Here is a 19,654-nt window from a genome sequence, read left to right on the forward strand (position 1 = left end):
AGCTCAGGTCAGCTCTGCCAGAAGCGGATCAGCTCCAGGCCGGTGGCGTAGAGCCACGACGGCAGACCGAGCAGGTCACCGACCGCGAAGACCGCGTCGAAGAACCACCCACCGATGCGCGGGTTCCACAGCAACGCGAAGAGCAGGATGAAGCCGTACGGCGCGAACAGGTCGTACATCTTGCGCCACTGCGGGTTGAGCCACGGCTGGATCATGTTGCCGCCGTCCAGGCCGGGCACCGGCAGCAGGTTCAGCACACTGGCGGTGAGCTGGAGGAAGGCGAGCAGCGCCACCCCGGCCCAGAACTCCACCGGACCACCCGACTGGGCGCCGAGCCGCACCACCGCCACCAGCACCAACGTAAACAGCACGTTGGTCGCCGGGCCGGCGAGGCTGACCAGGGTGTGCCGCAGTCGGCCCGGAATGGCGTGCCGGTCCACCCAGACCGCGCCACCCGGCAGGCCGATGCCGCCGAGCAGCACCACCACCACCGGCAGCACGATCGACAGCAGCGGGTGGGTGTACTTGAACGGGTTCAGCGTCAGGTAGCCGCGGTGGGCGATGTCCCGGTCGCCGGCCCGGTAGGCCACCACCGCGTGGGCGTACTCGTGCAGGCAGAGCGACACCAGCCAACCGGACACCACGAAGAGGAACACGTTGAACCGGACGCTGCCGTACCCGTTCCAGGTCAACACCCCGCTGACCGCGAAGAGCGCGACCAGGCCGAGGAAGACCGGGCTGGGCCGGAACGCCGCCCTGGGTACGCCGAGGACCAGCCCGTCACCGCCCGGGCGGTCGTAGGCCATCACTCGGCCGTGGGCAGCAGGCTCATCCGGTACTCCACCCGGTCGTCCTCCACGAGCGCGACCGAGGTGACGCCGGACGCCGCGAGCTCCCGCCAGGTCTGACCGATCCAGGATTCGGCGTCGGCCTGGCTGCTGAACGACTCCGCCGGTCCCTCGACCGTCTGGCCGTCCGTGCCCTCGTACCGCCAGCTCCACGCCATGCCGCGTCTCCCCTCGCCGCTGAAGTCCCCGTGGGACGAACCCTCGCCAGCGTAGTCGGCCCGGCGCGCAACGGCCGCTCGCTCGCCCCGGCCGGGACCCACGGGGTGGATCAAACCGATTGACGCCGGCCGGTACGGTGGCTCGGTGTTGACGCGGGGAGTACTGCTCGGCGACCGGTACCGGCTGGGCGAGCGGGTGGCGACGGGCGGGATGGGCGCGGTCTGGCGCGGCACGGACGTGCTGCTGGAACGCGAGGTCGCGGTGAAGGTGCTGCTGCCGTCGCTGGTCGCCGATCCGGAGTTCACCGCCCGGTTCCGGGGCGAGGCGCGGATGCTGGCCGCGCTGCGGCATCCCGGCGTGGTCCCGGTGCACGACGTGGGGCAGGCCGCGCTCGACGACGGCAGCCAGGTCGACTACCTGGTGATGGAGTACGTCGAGGGCGAGCCGTTGTCCGCCCGGGTGCGCGCGGTGGGGCGGCTGGATCCGGCCACCACCATGTCGGTGCTGGCCCAGGCCGCCGACGCGCTGCACACCGCCCACCTCGCCGGCATCGTGCACCGCGACGTGAAGCCGGGCAACCTGCTGGTCAAGGCCGACGGCACCGTGGTGCTCGTCGACTTCGGCATCGCCCGGTCCCGCGACATGGCCGGGCTCACCGCCGCGAACATGGTGCTCGGCACCGCCTCGTACATGTCCCCCGAGCAGGCCACCGGGCAGCCGGTCTCGGCCGCCACCGACATCTACGCGCTCGGCGCGGTGGCGTACTTCTGCCTTGCCGGGCAGCCGCCCTTCCACGGTGACAACCCCCTCGCGGTGGCGCTCCGCCACGCTCAGGAGGACCCGGCCGCGCTGCCGGCGGACACCCCACCGGCGGTCGCCGCCGTGGTGGCCCGCGCGCTGGCCAAGCGTCCGGAGGACCGGTTCGGCAGCGCCGCTGAGTTGGCCGCTGCCGCCGCCGACGCCCGCGACGCGACACTGGCCAGCATCCCGGTCTCCGCCCGCCCTCCGTGGGCGCTGGCCGCTCCGACCCCGTCCGCCGTCCCGGCCCCCGCCGTTCCCGTCGGCCCGGCTCCCGTGCCGCCGGCCGGCCTGACTCCCACGCCGCCGGTCGGGGCGGCGCCGCCCGCCGGGCCGGTGTCGGCAGGGCCCGCCGCGCCGCGCCCACCGGCGAGCGGCACTGCCGAACCGACGACCGGGCCGAAGCCGACCCGGGAGGACGCGCTCCCGGGCGGGCCGGCGGGCCGGCGCCGTCCACTGCTGCTCGGGGCCGGCGCGGTCGTCCTCGTCGCGCTGGTCGTCGCGGTGGCCGTGGTGGCGCTGCGACCCGAAGCCGACCACGGTGGGGCCCAGCCTCCCGCGCTGGCCGGCGAGTCGGTGGCGGCCGCCGACGGATCACTACCACCCGCAGACGCGACCACCACCGGGCCCCGGCCCACCACGACGCCGGGCGCCAGCCGCACCGCGACGGCCGACCCGACCGGCTCCGCCGCCGTCGACGCGACGGCCAGCAGCGACCCCGCCCGCACCACGACGCCGGGCGGCACACCGACCGGTACGGCCAGCAGCCGACCGACGCCCAGCCGCACCCCGTCCAGCCGGCCCAACCCGTACACGGCCGCCCAGGCGTGCGGCAGCGGCTACCAGGTGATCGACTCGGCGACGCTGACCGGCGGCGACGGGCAGCGCAAGGGCCGGGTCTACCTGCTGTACCACGCGGGCACCGGCACCAACTGCGTGGTCACCCTCAAGGACACCGCGGTCGGCACGAAGTCGGCGGCCTCGGCGTACCTGGAGGTGCAGGGGCGGACACGCAGCACCGACAGCGGGTCCTTCGACTACTACGCCGGACCGGTGCGGGCCACCGCCGCCGGGACGTGCGTCAAGTGGGGCGGCTCCACCGGTGGGGTCAGTTACGGCAGCGCGTTCGAACACTGCGACTGAACGGCCGGGAGCACCGGGCCGGCAGGCACCGCAACCCCGGGCGGCCTTAAGGTACGGGCATGTCCGTAGACGGGTGGAACACGGTCCTGGTGCTCGGCGGTATCCGGTCCGGCAAGTCCGAGTTCGCCGAGTCCCTGGTCACCGACGCGCCGGTGGTCCGCTACGTCGCCACCGCGCCCGAGGGCGACCCGGAGGACACCGAGTGGGCGACCCGGCTGGCGGCGCACCGCGCCCGGCGGCCGGGCAGCTGGACCACCGAGGAGACCACCGAGGATCCGCGCCGGCTGGCCGACGTGCTCGAGTCCGCCGAGCCCAACGAGACGTTGCTCGTCGACGACCTGGGCGGCTGGGTGACAGTGCTGCTCGATCCGGACCACCAACCCGCCGACGACGTGGCGACCATCGCCGAGCTGGCCGAGGCGATCCGCGGGTGCGCCGCCCGGGTGGTGCTGGTGAGCCCCGAGGTGGGGCTGTCGCTGGTGCCGACCACCCCGCTGGGCCGGGCCTTCACCGACGCGCTGGGCGCGGCCAACCGTGCGGTCGCCGACGCCTGCGACGCGGTGGTGCTGGTCGTCGCCGGTCAGCCGGTCTGGCTCAAGCCGGTCGCCACCGCGACCGAGTCGACCGCCACCACCACCGTGACCGCGCCGGCCGCCACTGCGACCGCGCCGACGGCGGCCGCCACGGTCGTGGCGAGCCTGGCCGACACCGAGCCGACCCCCGAGGTGCAGCTGCCCGACGTGCTGACCCACACCCCGCCGGCCGCCCCGACCCCGGAGCCGGGCAACGCGTGGGCCGCGCCGACCATGGCGCTGCCGATGGTGTCCACCGGGCTGGTCATCCAGCCCGGCATGGAGCTGCCGATGCCCGACGAGTACGCGGGCCCGCAGGCGGTGGACCGGCTGGCCACGCTTGACGTACCAGGTGCCGGGCTGGGCGTGCTGGACCGCGTGGTGGGCTTCGCCGCCGCCACCCAGGGCACCTCGATCCCCGCCGCCTGGGGCTCGGTGCGGGTGCTGCTGCTGCACGGCGACCACGCCGGCGGGGCGTCGGCCGGCACCGTCGCCGGTGAGTCGGCGCGCCGCGCCGCGCAGGCCCGCGCCGGCCGGGGCGCGTTGGCGCGGCTGGCCGCCGAGAGCGGCGCCAGTCTCCAGGTGGTGGACACGCCGGCCGCCGCGCCGATCGAGGACCAGCCGGCCCTCACGCCCGAACAGGTGGAGTCCGCGCTGCGCTACGGCTGGCGGTTGGCCGAGCAGGCCGCCGACGCCGGCGTACAGCTGCTGGTGCTCGGGGCGTGCGGAGCCGGCACCGAGGCGGCGGCCGCGGCGGTACTCGCGGCGACCGCCGGTGCGGAGCCACCCGCCGTGCTGGGCCGGGTGATCACCGAATCCGGCGAGATCGACGACGCGGCGTGGATGATCCGCTGCGCGGCGGTCCGCGACGCGCTGCACCGCACCCGACGCTCGTCGCGCGGCGCCAAGGACATCCTCGCCGAGCTGGGCGGCGGCGACGTGGCAGTGGCCACCGGCGTGCTGCTCGGCGCGACCGCCCGCCGGGTGCCGGTGCTGCTCGACGGGCCGGTCGGCCTGGCCGCCGGCATGGTGAGCCGCGACCTGGCCGGGCAGGCCCGGCACTGGTGCCTGCTGGCCGACCACGGCGGGCACCCGGCCGTGCGGCTCGCCGCCGACGTGCTGGGCCTCACCCCGCTGCTCGACCTGCGGCTGGATCTCGGCGAGGGCGCGAACGCGCTGGTCGCGCTGCCGCTGCTGCGCTCGGTGCTGGCGCTGTCCGCCGCTCTGCCGGTGCACCCGTCGCTGGCCGGCACTGACGACACCGACCCGGCCGCCGACGAGCCGGAGTCCACCGACCCGAGCTACGCCGACCCGGATCTCACCGAGCCCGACTCCACCGAGCCCGACTTCGTCGAGCCGGAGCCGGCCGGTCCGGGCCCGGCCAGCACCGAGGTCGACGAACAGCCGGCGTCGGGCTGGCGTGCCGGCTGAGCCACGGCTCCTCGCGGGAGCCCGGCTGGCGGTCACCACGTTCACCACGCTGCCGGTGCGGGCCGGGCGCATCGACCGCCCGGTCGCCGGCACGGCGATGGCCCTCGCCCCGGTGGTCGGCGCGCTGCTCGGCGTCCTGCTGGCCGGTGTGCTGCTGCTGGCCGGGGCGCTCGCTCCCCCGCTGGTGGCGGCCGGTGTGACAGTCGGCGTCGCCGCGCTGCTCACCCGGGGGCTGCACCTGGACGGGCTGGCCGACACCGTGGACGCGCTCGGCTCGTACCGGCGGGGCGCGGCCGCCCTGGAGATCATGAAGAAGCCGGACGTCGGCCCGTTCGGGGTGGTCGCCCTGGTGGTCGTACTCCTGGTGCAGGCGGCGGCGCTCGCCGACCTCGCCGGTCGGTCCTGGCCGGGGTGCCTCGCGGCGGTGGTCGCGGCGACCGCGGCCGGGCGGTTCGGTGTCACTGTGGCCTGCCGGCGGGGAGTGCCGGCGGCCCGGCCCGACGGGTTGGGCGCGTTGGTGGCCGGCACTGTCGGCCCGGTGGCACTGGCCGCCGGCGCGGTCGTCGTCGTGCTGCTGGCGGTGCCCGCGGTGCCGGGCCGTCCATGGCAGGGGCCGCTGGCCGTCGTCGCCGCGATCGCCGTCGCACTACCGCTGCTCACACACGTGGTACGCCGGCTCGGAGGGATCACCGGCGACGTCCTCGGGGCGACCGTCGAGGTGGTCACCACGCTGGTCTACCTGGGTCTGGTGCTGTCCGGCTGAACCGGGTACGGCGGGCCGGGTAGCGTTCGGCTCGACAACACCGGCGCGGCCACCGGGGGATCCCACAATGCTCATCACGGACGACTTCCTGCCCGTACCGGTGCCGGAGTCGCTCAGCGCGACCTACCTGGTGCCGATGGCGGGGCTACCGAAGGTCAGTGCGAAGACCGCCGTGGCGGCCCTGACCGGCCGGCTGGCCGAGCCGGTGCACGGGCTGGCCCGGCAGATGCTCGACAGCCCGCTGATGAGCGTCGACACCCGGCCGATCTCCGAGTTCCCCGAACTGCCGCCGGATCTGCTCACCGCGTTCGGTGCCACCACGGAGCAGCTGGCCCGGCTGGCGGCGGCGACGCACCTGGTGGTCGTACAGGCCGAGTACCGGCCCGGCTGGCCGCCCGCGCACGAGTGGGCCGCCCGGGCGGTCGCGGCCGCCGTGGCGGAATCCGTCGACAGCGACGTGGTGGACGTCTTCGGCCTCCAGTTCCTCGACCCGGCGACCGCGCTGCGCTCCCTCCCCGATGAGCAGGGCCGCATCCGACTCGTCGACTGGGTGCTGGTGCCGTACTCGTCGGACACCGAGGGCCTGTGGTTCACCACCAAGGGGCTACGCCGCTTCGGCCTGCTGGAGTTGCAGACCCAGGGGGTGCCCGACCACCTCACCCGCGCCTGGGGTGCGGTGATGACCGGGGCGGCCCGCCGACTGCTGCGGGACTGGACCGACGGGCTCACCGGCGAGGAGGTGCCGGCGTTCGTGCAACTGCCGGTGCTGGCCACTGTCACCGGGCACGACATCGCTGTGGCGTACGGCAACCCGGAGCAGCACGGCGCCACCGCCCCGGTGCTGCTCCGCCTCGAACTGGACCCGGCGACCGACCCGGAGGCCGACTCGTTCCTCAGCCTCCGCCCGCCGGCCGGGCATCCCGGCCCGGACGGGCGCTACTACGCCGCCGCCTGCGCGACACTGTTCTCCGGGATCCAGCCGGACGTGCGCTACGCCCGCTCCGGTGACGCGATGAGCCGTGCGGTCGCCACCGCCCGGGCCGCGCTGGACGACGCGCGGGCCCGGTTCGTCGCTGGTCAACTCCCCACCGAGTCGCAGCTGGTAGTGAAGTACGGCCTGCCCGGGGACGACGGCCCGGAGTACGTCTGGGCGGGCGTCACCTCGTGGGAGACCCCGGAGCGCATCGTGGGTGTGAGCGCCAGTGACGCCAACACCGACGAGAGCGTCCGCATCGGCGCCCCCGTGGTCGTGGGGGCCTCCGACGTCGTCGACTGGGCCGTCCTGGACGCGACAGGCGTCATAGAAGGCGGCTGGACCCAGGCAGTCCTCGACTCAGGCGAACCCCCAACCCCCTCCAGCTAACCCCCCACCCCCACCCCCACCCCCACCCCCAGCCCAGGTTGATCATGGGGTTAGCGGGGGATTTGATCTCCCAACGCCCCGCCAACCTCATGATCAACGCCGGGAAGGGCCGGGGTGGGGGTGGGGGTGGGGGTGGGGGTGGGGTTACTTCACTGAGGGGGTTACGAAGGGGGGCTTCGTCAGCTTCAGGGGGGCTCGGCGGCCTCGGATGTCGATCTCGACCTCGTCACCGTCGGTCAGGTTGGCGTCGGTGTTCAGCAGGGCCAGCGCGATGCCCTGCTTGCGGGTCGGGGAGAAGGTGCCGCTGGTCACGGTGCCGACCTGGGTGTCGCCCACGTGCAGGGTCATGCCGGGGCGGGGAATGGCCCGGTCGACGGCCACCAGGCCGCGCAGCGTACGCCGGGGGCCGGCGGCCTTCTCGGCGAGCAGCGCGTCGCGGCCCCAGAAGGCCGGCTTGTCCCAGCCGACCGCCCAGCCGGAGCGGGCCTGCACCGGGCTGATGTCCAGGGAGAGGTCCTGCCCGTGCAGCGGGTAACCCATCTCGGTACGCAGCGTGTCCCGGGCGGCCAGCCCGCAGGCGCGCAGCTCGAACGCCGCACCGGCGGCGAAGAGCGCATCCCAGACGGCGACCGCGTGCTCCGCCGGCACCACCAGCTCGTAGCCCAGCTCGCCGGTGTAACCGGTACGGCAGACGGTCAGCTCCACCCCGGCCAGGCTCGCGGCGGAGAAGCTCATGTAGCCGTGTTCGGTGGGCAGGTCCAGGGCAGCCAGCAACTCGGCCGAGCGGGGGCCCTGCACGGCCAGCACCGCGTACGCCTCGTGCTCGTCGGTGACTGTCACCTGCTCGGGCGCGGCGGCGCGCAACCGGCGCACCACCTCGGCGGTGTTCGCCGCGTTCGGGATGAGGAAGACGTGGTCGTCGGCGTAGAGGTAGGCGATGATGTCGTCCACCACGCCGCCGGTGGCGTCGTCGCAGCAGAGCGTGTACTGCGCCCGGCCCGGGCCGATCCGGCCCAGGTCGTTGCTGAGGCAGGAGTTGACGAAGTCGGCCGCGCCGGGGCCGCTCACCCGGGCCTTGCCCAGGTGTGACACGTCGAAGACCCCGACCGCCGTACGCACCGCGGTGTGCTCCTTGAGCACTCCGCCGCCGGCGTACTCCAGCGGCATCTCCCAGCCCCCGAAGGGGGCGAACTTGGCTCCGGCGGCGAGGTGCCGCTCGTGCAGCGGGGAACGGCGCAGCCGGGTCGCGGCGGCGTCGGAGGTCACGTCGGTCATGGGTGGCAACTTACCGGGGGCAACGTCGCTGGTTAGCATCGGCGGGAGCCCGCTGGCGCTGTCGGCGGGACAGCCATGACGTCCGGCGGGTAGGTTCCGCCGGAGACCTTCACCGCTGGTACGCGACGCCGCGACCGGCCCGGCCCGCCCGGAGTAGCTTCAGTGACTTCACCCCGCACCACCAATCTGAGCCTGGTCGACACCGACCCGGCCGAGCTCGCCGTCGACGCGATCGTGATCGGCGTGCACAGCCAGACCGGAGAGCAGGGCGCCACCAGCGGCCTCGCCGGCACCCTGCTGCTCGCCAGCGGCGCGGAGAGCATCGCGGCCGCGTTCGACGGCAAGCTGACCGAGACCCTCGCGCTGCTCGGCGCGACCGGTGGGCCGGGTGAGGTCATCAAGCTGGCCACGCTGGGCACCGTGACCGCCCCGCTGGTCACCGCGGTCGGGCTCGGCCCGGAGCCGTCGGGTGCGGCCCCGGCCCCGGAGACGCTGCGCCGGGCTGCCGGTGCGGCGATCCGGGCCCTGGCCGGCGCACCCCGGGTCGCGTTGGCGCTGCCGCTGCCGGACGACGCGGACGCGTCGGCCGAGCTGCGCGCGGTCGCCGAGGGCGCGCTGCTGGGTGGGTACCGGTTCGCCGGCTACAAGACCCGGCCCCAGCCGACCCGGCGCGAGCCGGTGGCCGAGGTGCTCATCGCGGTGCCGGACGCCGGTGACGCGGGCGCCCAGGCGGAGATCGCCCGGGCGCAGGCGGTGGCGGGCGCGGTCCGGCTCAGCCGGGACTGGGTGAACACCGCGCCGAACGAGCTGCGTCCGCCGTCGTTCGCCGACGCGGTCGCCAGCGCGGCGCGCGAGGCGGGTCTCGGCGTCGAGGTGCTGGACGAGGCGGCGCTGGCCGACGGCGGCTACGGCGGCATCGTCGCTGTGGGGCAGGGCTCGGAGGCCCCGCCGCGGCTGGTGAAGCTGACCTACACCCCGGAGGGTGGTGGCAACGGCAAGCGGGTCGCGCTGGTCGGCAAGGGCATCACCTTCGACACCGGCGGCATCTCGATCAAGCCGGCGCAGGGCATGTGGGAGATGAAGTCCGACATGGCGGGCGCCGCCGCTGTGGGCGCGGCCATGCTGGCGATCGCCGCCCTGAAGCCGACGGTGGCGGTCAGCGCGTACCTGCCGATGGCGGAGAACATGCCGTCGGGCACCAGCTACCGGCCGGGTGACGTGATCACCATGTTCAACGGCAAGCGGGTCGAGGTGCTCAACACCGACGCCGAGGGCCGGATGATCCTGGGTGACGCCATCGCCCGCGCCTGCGCGGACGGCACCGACTACCTGTTCGAGACCTCCACCCTGACCGGCGGGCAGGTCATCGCGCTGGGCAAGCGGATGGCCGGCGTGATGGGCACCCCGGAGCTGTGCGACCGGGTGAAGGTGGTCGGCGACGCCGTCGGCGAGCCGGCCTGGCCGATGCCGCTGCCCGACGACGTCCGTAAGGGCATGGAGTCGGATGTGGCGGACATCTCGCAGGTCAACGCCGGCATGGACCGGGCCGGTCACATGCTGCAGGGCGGCGTGTTCCTGCGCGAGTTCGTGACCGACGACGTGGCGTGGGCGCACATCGACATCGCCGGGCCGGGTTACCACCCGGGCGAGCCGTTCGGCTACTGGACCAAGGGCGGCACCGGCGTTCCGGTCCGCACGTTGGTGCAGCTCGTCGAGGACGTCGCCGCCAACGGCTGACGAACACGCGAAAGGGGCCCCCTGCGCAGGGGGCCCCTTTCGCGTGTCTCAGTACCGCTCGGGGCGACGTTTGCGGCGCTCGTTGAAGTCGCGCATCCGCTGCGGGTAGCCCATCAGCCGGACGTCGTACACCGGGATACCCATCCGGTACGCGAAGCGCCGGGCCCCGTCCGGGCCGTCGATGCGGCGGCGGGTCCACTCCCCGTCGTCGGCGATCAGGATGACGGTGGTCTCCGTCACGGTCGTCCGGGGCTCGATGAACGCCTCGACGCCGCGCCGGCTCCGGATGAAGTTCTCCAGATGGTCCAGATCGCCACGATCGGCGGCACGGTCACGGCTCGGCACAGCCGTCTGTTTGCGGCGCCGGAACAACCCCACCGGATCTCTCCCCCACCGTGCGTCATCGACAACGGTGCCAAGGGTACGTGTCGATGACGTGTCGTTGGGCACCTCAGTACGCACCCTGTGCTCAGTGGTGACAAGATGACCGAGGTGGGGTGTGTCCGTGTTACATCCCCGTGACCCCCGATGCAGCGACGCGACCTGGGAGTTGGACGTGAGCGAGCCGAACGAAGCGACCTTCGACATTGTCATTCTCGGAGGTGGCAGCGGCGGCTACGCGACCGCGCTGCGCGCCGCCCAGCTCGACCTCAAGGTCGCACTGGTCGAGAAGGGCAAGCTCGGGGGCACCTGCCTGCACAACGGCTGCATCCCGACGAAGGCGCTGCTGCACGCGGCCGAGATCGCCGACCAGGCCCGGGAGTCGGAGCAGTTCGGCGTGAAGGCCGAGCTGATCGGCATCGACATGGCCGGGGTCAACTCGTACAAGGACGGTGTGATCTCCCGCCTGTACAAGGGCCTGCAGGGCCTGGTGGGCGGCTCGAAGAACATCACCGTCGTCGAGGGCGCCGGCAAGCTGGTCGGCAAGAACGTGGTCGAGGTGGACGGCAAGCGCTACACCGGCCGCAACATCGTCCTGGCCTCCGGCTCGTACGCGAAGAGCCTGCCCGGCCTGGAGGTCGACGGCGAGCGGATCATCACCAGCGACCACGCCCTCACGATGGACCGGGTGCCGTCGTCGGTGATCGTGCTCGGTGGCGGCGTGATCGGCGTCGAGTTCGCCAGCGTGTGGAAGTCCTTCGGGGTGGACGTGACGATCGTCGAGGCGCTGCCCCGACTGGTCGCCGCCGAGGACGAGGAGTCGTCGAAGGCGCTGGAGCGGGCGTTCCGCAAGCGGAAGATCAACTTTAAGGTCGGCAAGCCGTTCGAGAAGGTCGAGAAGACCGAGAACGGCGTCAAGCTGACCATCCAGGGCGGCGAGACCGTCGAGGCCGAGCTGCTGCTGGTCGCCGTCGGTCGCGGCCCGAACACCGCCAACCTCGGGTACGAGGAGCAGGGCGTCAAGATGGACCGCGGCTACGTGCTGACCGACGAGCGGCTGCGCACCAACGTGCCGAACGTCTACGCCGTCGGCGACATCGTGCCCGGCCTCCAGCTCGCGCACCGGGGCTTCCAGCAGGGCATCTTCGTGGCCGAGGAGATCGCCGGGCAGACCCCCGCCGTGATCGACGAGGTCGGCATCCCGCGCGTCACCTACTGCGACCCGGAGCTGGCGTCGGTGGGTCTCACCGAGGCGAAGGCCAAGGAGCAGTACGGCGCCGACAAGGTCAAGACGTACAACTACAACCTGGGTGGCAACGGCAAGAGCCAGATCCTCAAGACCACCGGCTTCGTGAAGCTGGTCCGGGTCGAGGACGGCCCGGTGGTCGGCGTGCACATGATCGGCGCCCGGGTGGGTGAGCTGATCGGTGAGGCGCAGCTCATCTACAACTGGGAGGCGTACCCGGCCGAGGTCGCCCAGCTCGTGCACGCCCACCCGACCCAGAACGAGGCCCTGGGCGAGGCGCACCTGGCCCTCGCCGGCAAGCCGCTGCACTCGCACGCCTGATCATCCAAACCGCGGCGTCCGGCGACGGGCGAAGATCCCACCAGGGGAATGAAGGAGTCTCAGAAAATGCCGGTATCGGTCACCATGCCCCGGCTCGGCGAGAGCGTCACCGAGGGCACCGTCACTCGCTGGCTCAAGCAGGAGGGCGACACGGTCGAGGTTGACGAGCCCCTGCTCGAGGTCTCGACCGACAAGGTCGACACCGAGATCCCGTCGCCCGCTGCGGGCGTGCTGAGCCGGATCGTGGTCGGCGAGGACGAGACCGCCGAGGTCGGCAGCGAGCTGGCCGTCATCGCCGGTGAGGGCGAGTCGACCGGCGGTGGCGAGGCCGCCCCGCAGGAGCAGGCCCCGGCCGAGTCGGTCGAGCCGGCCGCAGAGCCGACGGCCGCCGCCGAGGGCACCGCCGACGAGGTGGCCCAGGACGAGGCCCCGGCCGAGGCGCCGGCTCCGGCCGCCGCCCCGTCGGGGGAGGGCACCGCGGTGAAGATGCCCGCCCTCGGCGAGAGCGTCACCGAGGGTACTGTCACCCGCTGGCTGAAGCAGGTCGGCGAGACCATCGAGGTCGACGAGCCGCTGCTCGAGGTCTCCACCGACAAGGTGGACACCGAGATCCCGTCGCCGGTCGCTGGCACGGTTCTGGAGATCAAGGTCGCCGAGGACGAGACCGCTGCGGTCGGTGCCGACCTGGCGATCATCGGCGTTGCCGGTGGGGCACCCACCCCGGCGCAGCCCGAGCCGAAGCCCGAGCCGAAGGCGGAGGCCAAGCCGGCGCCGAAGGCCGAGCCGGCGCCGAAGGTCGAGGAGCCGACCCCCGGCATGTCGTACAACGAGCCCGCCGCGGAGACCGAGAGCTCGGCGCAGCCGGCGAAGACCGAGCAGGCCGCGCAGCCCGCCGCGTCGACCTCGGCGCCGGCACGCCCGTCCGCCCCGGCGCCGGGCGCCGGCGAGGAGGCCGCTGGGTACGTGACCCCGCTGGTGCGCAAGCTGGCCAGTGAGCACGGCGTCGACCTCGCCGCGCTCAACGGCACCGGCGTGGGTGGTCGGATCCGCAAGCAGGACGTGCTGGAGGCCGCCGAGAAGGCGAAGGCCGCCAAGGCCGCTCCGGCTCCGGCGGCCGCTCCCGCCGCCGCCGCGCCCTCGGCCAAGCCGGCCGCGAAGCCGCAGCCGAGCACCAAGCGGGGCACCACGGAGAAGCTGCCGCGGATCCGGGCGACGATCGCCAAGCGGATGCAGCAGTCGCTGCACGAGACGGCGCAGCTGACCACTGTCGTCGAGGTCGACGTCACCAAGGTCGCCAAGATGCGGGTCCAGGCGAAGGACTCGTTCCAGGCCAAGCACGGCGTGAAGTTGTCCTTCCTGCCGTTCTTCGCCCTCGCCGCCGTCGAGGCGCTGCAGACCCACCCGATCATCCAGGCCAGCATGGACCTGGACGGCGGCACGATCACCTACCCGGCCGCCGAGCACCTCGGCATCGCCGTGGACACCGAGCGCGGGCTGCTCGTGCCGGTCATCCACAACGCCGGTGACCTCAACATGGGCGGCATCGCCAAGCGGATCGCCGACCTGGCCGAACGGACCCGGGCCAACAAGATCACCCCGGACGAGATGGCCGGTGCCACCTTCACGTTGACCAACACGGGCAGCCGGGGTGCGCTCTTCGACACCCCGATCGTGCCGTCGCCGCAGTCGGCGATGCTCGGCACGGGTGCCGTGGTGAAGCGTCCGGTCGTGGTCAACGACCCGGAGCTGGGCGAGGTCATCGCCGTCCGGTCGATGGTCTACCTGGCCATGTCCTACGACCACCGGCTGATCGACGGTGCCGACGCGGCCCGCTTCCTGACCGCGGTCAAGGAGCGGCTGGAGGCCGGCAACTTCGAGTCGGAGCTGGGCCTGGCCTGATCTATCGCAACGCCGAAAGGGCGCCCCGGTCGTCGTCGACCGGGGCGCCCTTTCGTCTGCGGTCGTCAGCCCTTGAGCAGCGCGGTCGAGACCTGCCAGAGCCGCTCGGCGGCCTCCGGGTCCAGCGCGTAGTCGGCGACGCCCGTCCGCCCGCCGGGCTGGGCGGGTGCGGCCTGCTGACAGTCCTCGAAGTAGCGCCCGCCCACGCCGTCCAGCAGCGGCGAGGCCGCTACCAGCACGGAGGTGGCGGCACCCTGCTCGACGGTCTTCCAGGCCGCCGCGTTACCCGCGCGCAGGCGATCCAGCTCCTCCTCGCTCACGTAGCGCTGAAGGTTGGTCCGGATCGCGCCGGGCATCAGCGAGTTGGTGAGGATGCCGTCGTCGGCCCAGCGCCGGGTCGCCTCCACGGCGAACAGCACGTTGGCCGTCTTGGACTGCCCGTACGCCTGCCACGGCTCGTACTCCCGTTTGTCGTACTGGATGTCCTCGAAGACCACCGGTGAGCGCAGGTGGGCGGCGGAGCTGACCGAGACGATCCTGGCCCCGTCGCTGGCCGCGAGTGCCGGGCGCAGCCCGTTGGCGAGTGCGAAATGCCCCAGGTGGTTGGTGGCGAACTGCAACTCCCAGCCCTGCGGGGTGCGGGACAGGGGTGCGGCCATGATGCCGGCGTTGTTGACCAGGATGTGCACCGGGCCGTCCCAGTTGGCCACGAAGTCGGCGACCGATCCCTGGTCGGCGAGGTCGAGCGGGGCGACCAGGACCCGGTCGTTGTCGGTGGTGCCGGTGATGTCGTTGGCGGCCTGCTGACCCGCGTCCGGGTTGCGGACGGCCAGGGTCACCTCCGCGCCGGCGCTGGCCAGGGCGCGGGCCGTCTCCACACCGATCCCGGAGGACCCGCCGGTGACGATCGCCCGTCGCCCGACGAGGTCCACGCCCCGGATCACGTCCATGGCTGTGGACTGATGGGCGAACGAAGTGGTGATCGGGTTGTTGGTCGTCATTGTCCATCCTTGTCCGGGGTGGGCGGACCGGCCGGCCCGCTGCGGGAGGCCGTGGGCCCCGGTGTTTCCCCGACCCGGCGGGAGGTAACGCCGGACTCCGTCGCCATCGCCGTTCGGGCCTCCGACCAGCCCCGACGCTGCCAGAGTGGGATCGTGGGCGGCTACCGGCGGGGTGGACAGCTGGGACCAGCCGTCCCGATCGCCCCCGGCGCCCGGGTGGACAAGTTCGAGGTCTTCTTCGACCTGGTCTTCGTCTTCTCGTTCTTCATCATCACCCGCGCCACCGCCGCGAACATCTCCGGCCGGCAACTGCTGCACGCCGGCCTGGTGCTCGCCGTGCTCTGGTGGATCTGGGTGGTGCACAGCCTGGTCGCCACCCGGGTCCGGCTCGGCGAGGGCTACGTCCCGGTGCTCATGGTGATCGCGATGGTCGCCCTGTTCGCGTTCGCGTTGGCGCTGCCGCAGGCGTTCAACGACCCCAAGGGGAGCGCCGCCGGCCCGATGCTGGTGGCCATCAGTTACGTCGTGGTCCGCGGCATCCACTGGATCCTCTATCAGCACGTGGTGCGGGACAGCCCGCAGGAGCGGCGACAACTGCGGCGCTTCGCCCCGGAGCTGGCGGTGAGCATCGTGCTGCTGCTGGCCGCCGCGCTCATCCCGCCGCAGATCACCGACCCCGACCGGGCCGCCCTGGTCCGCGACGGCCTGTGGATCGCCGTGGTGGTGGTGCAGTACGCCACCGGCTTCATCGTCGGGACCTGGGGCTGGGGGGTGACAAGCGCCGAGCACTGGACCGAGCGCTACGACCTCATCCTGATCATCGCGCTGGGCGAGTCAATCATTTCCACGGGGGTGGGCGGCAACCTGCTCGGCAAGCCTGTCACCTGGCCGGCGGTGGCCGCCGCCGCGCTCGGCATCGTGGTCACCGCCGCCCTCTGGTGGGCACACTTCGACTTCATCGGGCCGGCCGCCCGGATCGCCCTGCACGCGGCGGAGGGCGCCCCCCGGGTGGCGATGGCCCGCGACGCGTACGCGTACCTCTACCTGCCGATGATCGCCGGGGTGATCCTCTTCTCCATCGGCAACGAGGAGGTCCTGCACAAGATCACCGACCCGGCGGGCGGGATCGCCGAGAAGGTCGAAGGGCCGGCCGTGCCGATGCTCTTCGGCGGGTTGATCTGCTATTTCGCCGTCAACCTGCTCTTCCAGTTACGCACCCTGCACACCGTCAGCTGGACCCGCGTCGGTGTCATCGTGGTGCTCACGGGGGCCCTCCCGATCGGCCAGCACCTGCCGGCGCTGGGCGCGCTCACCCTGGCGACCGTGATCTGCGTGGCGCTGGTGGCAGTGGAGGTGATGGTGATGGCGCAGTCCCGGCACGCCCTGCGGGCCGCCGTCTTCCATGAGCGGACCACCCACGAGGCCCACGAGGCCGCCTGGCGGGCGCGCTGGCACGACGTCCGGGAGACCGACGAGCCGACCACGCCGTGACTCCGGCCTTCCCGGGTCTGGCGGCTGGCCCTAGACTTCCCCGCAGCGTCGCAGTGCACCCGGCCCGAAGGCCGCCGTGGGCATGGAGGCGCGGGGACAGCATGGGACGAACGTGCACCCAACCGGTTCACCGGCCGGCCGGCTCGCCGCCGTCGGCAATCAGATGATCGAAATCCACCTCTGGCTCAGCGCGGAACTGGCCCGACTACAGGCAAGCCTCGACACCCCGTCCCGGGACCTGCGGGCGCACTGCCTGACCTTCTGCGCCGCACTCGGCCGACACCACACCGGCGAGGACGCGGGCGCGTTCCAACTGCTGGCCGAGGAGGCCCCCGAGCTGCGCCCGGTCATCCAAAACCTGATCACCGATCACGAGGTGGTGGCGGGGATCCTGGAACGGGTCGAGGCGCTGCTGGGCGGCGACGCTGCGGTGCCGGTCGCCCAGGTGCGCGCCGAGTTGGCCGGGTTGGCCGCCCTGCTGGAGTCGCACTTCCGGTACGAGGAGAAGCGACTGGTCACCGCCCTGAACGCGCTGACCGGCCGACCCGGGACGACCGAGGAACTACTCGGCCTGACCGCGCCCGGTCCCCTCTAGCCAGCCTCCGACCCCGGCGCGGTGTCGGGCAGTTGCTCGTAGAAGCGGATCTTCTCCCGAAGGTGGTCGTACTGGCGCTGGAGCAGATCCATCTGCTCCTCGACCCGCGCCGCGTGGTGTTGCAGCAGCTCACAGCGCTCGTCGGCGGTGTGTTCACCAGCGCGGGCCAGTTGCGCGTAGCGGCGCATCTGCGCGATCGGCATCCCGGTGTCACGCAGGCACCGGAACAGCTCCAGCCAGCCGAGGTCGTCGTCGGTGAAGACCCGCTGCCCACCCGCGGTCCGTTCCACGTCCGCCAGCAGGCCGATTTTCTCGTAGTACCGCAGAGTGTCCAGACTGAAGCCGCTGCGGCGGGCGGCCTCCGAGGGGGCGTAACCGCTCATGTCGCGAGATGGTAGTGCTTGACCTGGAGCGCGCTCCAGGTTGGAGGCTGGTGACCATGACGACGACACGGACGCTGGGACGCAGCGGCATCACGGTGAGCGCGATCGGAATGGGGTGCTGGGCCATCGGCGGCCCGCTCTGGGGTGACGACGGGCAGCCGTTCGGCTGGGGTGAGGTGGACGACGACGAGTCGATCCGGACCATCCACCGGGCGCTCGATCTCGGGGTGACCCTGTTCGACACCGCCAGCAACTACGGTGCCGGGCACAGCGAGCGGATCCTCGGTCAGGCCCTGGCCGGGCGGCGGGACAGCGTGGTGATCGCCACCAAGTTCGGCAACGTCAGCGAGGAGGCCGCCCGGCGGGCGCTGGGCACCGACGCCAGCCCGGCCTTCGCGGTACGCAGCCTGGAAGACTCGCTCCGCCGGCTCGGCACCGACCACGTCGACCTCTACCAACTGCACATCAACGCACTGCCGGTGCCCGCCGCGCTCGACCTGGTCGACACCCTGGAGGCCCTGGTCGACCAGGGCAAGATCCGGGCGTACGGGTGGAGCACCGACGACCCGTCCTCGGCGGAGGCGTTCGCCGCCGCCGGCCCGCACTGCGCCGCGATCCAGCACGACGAGTCGGTGCTGCGCGACAACGCGGCGGTGCTGGCGGTCTGCGACAAGCACGACCTGGCCAGCCTCAACCGTGGGCCGTTGGCGATGGGGCTGCTCACCGGGTCGACCCGGGCGGTCGGGGCCGACGATGTGCGCGGACGGGCACCGGAGTGGCTGGAGTGGTTCACCGACGGCCGTCCGACGCCACGCTGGGCGGCCCGGGTCGACCAGGTCCGCGCGGCGCTCACCGCCGACGGGCGCACCCTGGCCCAGGGCGCGCTCGGCTGGCTGCTGGCGCGCAGCCCCCGTACGGTGCCGATCCCCGGCCTGCGCACTGTGGCCCAGGCCGACGAGAACCTGGCCACCCTGGAGTTGGGCCCGCTGAGTGCGGAGGCGTACGCCGAGGTGGAGCGACTCCTCGCCGACCTGCGCCCGGTCCCCGCGGCCTGACCACCGGGCCGGTCCACGCCCCGGGTGCCGTCACCGGAAGTCGTCCGCGTGCTCGGCGGCCCACTGCCGGAACGTGCGCCCGGGGCGGCCGGTCACCTGCTCGACGTCCGGGGCGACCCAGGCGTTGCCGTCGAGATACCGGCCCATCTCCAGGAACCACTCGATCACCTCGGCGGGATAGGTGTCCTTCCAGTACTCCCGGGCATGCTCCGGGGTCAGTTCGTCGAACCGCACCGGATGGCCGATCGCCTCGCCGATCATCCGGACCGCGTCCCGGCGGCGGACCGGCTCCGGCCCGGTCGGCTGGTACACCCGGCCGGCGTGGCAGTCCTCGGTGAGCGCGGCCATGATGACCGCGGCGATGTCCGCTTCGTGGACCAGGGCGCTGTTCCAGTCACCGAACGGCGCCCGCACCACCCCCTCGGCCCGGATGGCGTGCGCCCAGTCCCGGGTGTTCGCCATGAACTCGCCGGGAAACACGTGCGTCCACTCCAGACCCGAGTTCTCGACAGCCCGGTGCAGCGGCCGGTGCGGTGCCTCGAGCGGGTCGTCGTCGGCCCGGCTCGGGTCGTTGTGACCGAGGTGGGTGACCCGACGGACGCCGGCCTTCCGGGCCAGTTCCAGGATCTCCGCACCGGTGGTCAGCGGTCCGTACCCGTCCATCGCCACCAGGTGCATGCGCGTCACGCCGCGCAGCGCCGGCGCCAGCGTGTGGGGCCTGGCGAAGTCGCCGGCCGCCACCTCCACCCCGCTGGGCAGCGCGGCGGCCGCCGGCGACGCCGGATCGCGGGTCAGTGCGCGTACGTCGTGGCCGGCGGCCACCAGTTGCCGGACCAGGCTTCCTCCCACGGTTCCGGTCGCTCCGGTCACCAGGATCGGCATGGTTCCTCCTCACTGATTGCCCGACGGCGGGGCATGGTGAGCCGACCCCGCCAAACGGGAGCGCTCTCGGATGGCTCATGGTCAGCCAGATCGATGCGCGAAGCAATCGCGAACACCGCGTTCACGTTCGCTCTGACCTGTGGAAACGCGCCAACCACCGAAAGCGCGCGGTAGCCTTTTTCAGCCCCTGGGAGACCCGTTGACCTGCGTTTCTCCGCGCCGCATGGCGCCGCCCGCAGATTTCTTCGCCGGTCCGTCCCACAGCCGGTGACGTCGGCCGCCCCACGCATCCGTCGGCGGCGTTCTGGACG

General features: G+C 72.9%; 17 protein-coding genes. 10 read left to right on the forward strand and 7 right to left on the reverse strand.

Translation table 11 applies throughout. From position 1 onward, the window contains the following. Nucleotides 1-8 precede the first annotated feature (8 nt). Nucleotides 9-806: a site-2 protease family protein gene (locus IW249_RS00685; RefSeq protein ID WP_196918985.1), complete on the reverse strand. Its 798-nt coding sequence runs from the start codon at nt 804-806 to the stop codon at nt 9-11. Further along, nucleotides 806-1,006 (reverse strand): hypothetical protein, encoded by a 201-nt coding sequence (locus IW249_RS00690; RefSeq protein WP_196918986.1) that lies wholly within the window; start codon nt 1,004-1,006, stop codon nt 806-808. Before IW249_RS00690 ends, IW249_RS00685 begins: the two co-directional genes overlap by 1 nt. 145 nt (nt 1,007-1,151) lie before the next feature. Between IW249_RS00690 and IW249_RS00695 the strand changes: the two genes are divergently transcribed. From IW249_RS00695 to IW249_RS00710, 4 genes are all read left to right on the forward strand, one after another. Beyond that, nucleotides 1,152-2,948 carry a serine/threonine-protein kinase gene (locus IW249_RS00695; protein WP_196918987.1) on the forward strand — a complete coding sequence of 599 codons (1,797 nt, stop codon included), beginning with the start codon at nt 1,152-1,154 and terminating at the stop codon, nt 2,946-2,948. A gap of 59 nt (nt 2,949-3,007) precedes the next feature. Beyond that, nucleotides 3,008-4,951 carry a bifunctional adenosylcobinamide kinase/adenosylcobinamide-phosphate guanylyltransferase gene (locus IW249_RS00700; RefSeq protein WP_196918988.1) on the forward strand — a complete coding sequence of 648 codons (1,944 nt, stop codon included), beginning with the start codon at nt 3,008-3,010 and terminating at the stop codon, nt 4,949-4,951. Then, nucleotides 4,941-5,714: an adenosylcobinamide-GDP ribazoletransferase gene (locus IW249_RS00705; protein ID WP_196918989.1), complete on the forward strand. Its 774-nt coding sequence runs from the start codon at nt 4,941-4,943 to the stop codon at nt 5,712-5,714. Before IW249_RS00700 ends, IW249_RS00705 begins: the two co-directional genes overlap by 11 nt. Nucleotides 5,715-5,781: 67 nt before the next feature. Continuing rightward, nucleotides 5,782-7,077 carry a DUF2314 domain-containing protein gene (locus IW249_RS00710; protein ID WP_196918990.1) on the forward strand — a complete coding sequence of 432 codons (1,296 nt, stop codon included), beginning with the start codon at nt 5,782-5,784 and terminating at the stop codon, nt 7,075-7,077. Nucleotides 7,078-7,221: 144 nt separating this feature from the next. On the opposite strand, the gene gcvT is transcribed toward IW249_RS00710, so the two are convergent. Then, entirely contained in the window at nt 7,222-8,352 is a 1,131-nt protein-coding gene (gene gcvT / locus IW249_RS00715) for a glycine cleavage system aminomethyltransferase GcvT (RefSeq protein ID WP_196918991.1), read from the reverse strand. Nucleotides 8,353-8,514: 162 nt separating this feature from the next. Here gcvT and IW249_RS00720 point away from each other — a divergent pair, with 162 nt between their 5' ends. Next, nucleotides 8,515-10,089 carry a leucyl aminopeptidase gene (locus IW249_RS00720; RefSeq protein ID WP_196918992.1) on the forward strand — a complete coding sequence of 525 codons (1,575 nt, stop codon included), beginning with the start codon at nt 8,515-8,517 and terminating at the stop codon, nt 10,087-10,089. Nucleotides 10,090-10,137: 48 nt separating this feature from the next. Here IW249_RS00720 and IW249_RS00725 read toward each other — a convergent pair whose 3' ends face one another. Beyond that, nucleotides 10,138-10,467, reverse strand: coding sequence for a hypothetical protein (locus IW249_RS00725; RefSeq protein ID WP_196918993.1), 330 nt, complete (start codon nt 10,465-10,467; stop codon nt 10,138-10,140). Between the two features lie 178 nt (nt 10,468-10,645). Between IW249_RS00725 and lpdA the strand changes: the two genes are divergently transcribed. Further along, complete coding sequence (lpdA, locus tag IW249_RS00730) at nt 10,646-12,037, forward strand: dihydrolipoyl dehydrogenase (protein ID WP_196918994.1); 1,392 nt, start codon at nt 10,646-10,648, stop codon at nt 12,035-12,037. A 66-nt stretch (nt 12,038-12,103) separates the two neighbouring features. After that, nucleotides 12,104-13,936, forward strand: a complete 1,833-nt coding sequence (sucB, locus tag IW249_RS00735; protein ID WP_196918995.1) for a 2-oxoglutarate dehydrogenase, E2 component, dihydrolipoamide succinyltransferase — start codon at nt 12,104-12,106, stop codon at nt 13,934-13,936. A 65-nt stretch (nt 13,937-14,001) separates the two neighbouring features. Here the strand turns inward: sucB and IW249_RS00740 are convergent, their stop codons facing one another. Next, a complete protein-coding gene (locus IW249_RS00740; protein WP_196918996.1) occupies nt 14,002-14,937 on the reverse strand; it encodes an SDR family NAD(P)-dependent oxidoreductase in 936 nt (311 codons plus the stop codon). 153 nt (nt 14,938-15,090) lie between these two features. On the opposite strand from IW249_RS00740, the gene IW249_RS00745 reads away from it, so the two are divergent. After that, nucleotides 15,091-16,428: a low temperature requirement protein A gene (locus IW249_RS00745; RefSeq protein WP_196918997.1), complete on the forward strand. Its 1,338-nt coding sequence runs from the start codon at nt 15,091-15,093 to the stop codon at nt 16,426-16,428. A 112-nt stretch (nt 16,429-16,540) separates the two neighbouring features. Further along, nucleotides 16,541-17,023, forward strand: coding sequence for a hemerythrin domain-containing protein (locus IW249_RS00750; RefSeq protein ID WP_307788478.1), 483 nt, complete (start codon nt 16,541-16,543; stop codon nt 17,021-17,023). Here IW249_RS00750 and IW249_RS00755 read toward each other — a convergent pair. Beyond that, on the reverse strand, nt 17,020-17,406 hold the full coding sequence (locus IW249_RS00755) for a MerR family transcriptional regulator (RefSeq protein ID WP_196918999.1): 387 nt from the start codon (nt 17,404-17,406) through the stop codon (nt 17,020-17,022). The genes IW249_RS00750 and IW249_RS00755 overlap by 4 nt on opposite strands. 56 nt (nt 17,407-17,462) lie before the next feature. Here IW249_RS00755 and IW249_RS00760 point away from each other — a divergent pair, with 56 nt between their 5' ends. After that, nucleotides 17,463-18,461, forward strand: coding sequence for an aldo/keto reductase (locus IW249_RS00760; protein ID WP_196919000.1), 999 nt, complete (start codon nt 17,463-17,465; stop codon nt 18,459-18,461). Nucleotides 18,462-18,491: 30 nt separating this feature from the next. On the opposite strand, the gene IW249_RS00765 is transcribed toward IW249_RS00760, so the two are convergent. Further along, complete coding sequence (locus IW249_RS00765; RefSeq protein ID WP_196919001.1) at nt 18,492-19,343, reverse strand: NmrA family NAD(P)-binding protein; 852 nt, start codon at nt 19,341-19,343, stop codon at nt 18,492-18,494. Nucleotides 19,344-19,654: the final 311 nt, after the last annotated feature.

This window comes from Micromonospora vinacea (assembly GCF_015751785.1).
In the GTDB taxonomy this organism is placed as follows: domain Bacteria; phylum Actinomycetota; class Actinomycetes; order Mycobacteriales; family Micromonosporaceae; genus Micromonospora; species Micromonospora vinacea.

Coding starts and splice junctions, on each gene's coding strand:
- gcvT (WP_196918991.1), bottom strand. CDS start 8,352: ATGACCGACGTGACCTCCGACGCCGCCGCGACCCGGCTGCGCCGTTCC.
- sucB (WP_196918995.1), top strand. CDS start 12,104: ATGCCGGTATCGGTCACCATGCCCCGGCTCGGCGAGAGCGTCACCGAG.
- IW249_RS00755 (WP_196918999.1), bottom strand. CDS start 17,406: ATGAGCGGTTACGCCCCCTCGGAGGCCGCCCGCCGCAGCGGCTTCAGT.
- IW249_RS00765 (WP_196919001.1), bottom strand. CDS start 19,343: ATGCCGATCCTGGTGACCGGAGCGACCGGAACCGTGGGAGGAAGCCTG.
- IW249_RS00685 (WP_196918985.1), bottom strand. CDS start 806: ATGGCCTACGACCGCCCGGGCGGTGACGGGCTGGTCCTCGGCGTACCC.
- IW249_RS00700 (WP_196918988.1), top strand. CDS start 3,008: ATGTCCGTAGACGGGTGGAACACGGTCCTGGTGCTCGGCGGTATCCGG.
- IW249_RS00740 (WP_196918996.1), bottom strand. CDS start 14,937: ATGACGACCAACAACCCGATCACCACTTCGTTCGCCCATCAGTCCACA.
- IW249_RS00760 (WP_196919000.1), top strand. CDS start 17,463: ATGACGACGACACGGACGCTGGGACGCAGCGGCATCACGGTGAGCGCG.
- IW249_RS00710 (WP_196918990.1), top strand. CDS start 5,782: ATGCTCATCACGGACGACTTCCTGCCCGTACCGGTGCCGGAGTCGCTC.
- IW249_RS00690 (WP_196918986.1), bottom strand. CDS start 1,006: ATGGCGTGGAGCTGGCGGTACGAGGGCACGGACGGCCAGACGGTCGAG.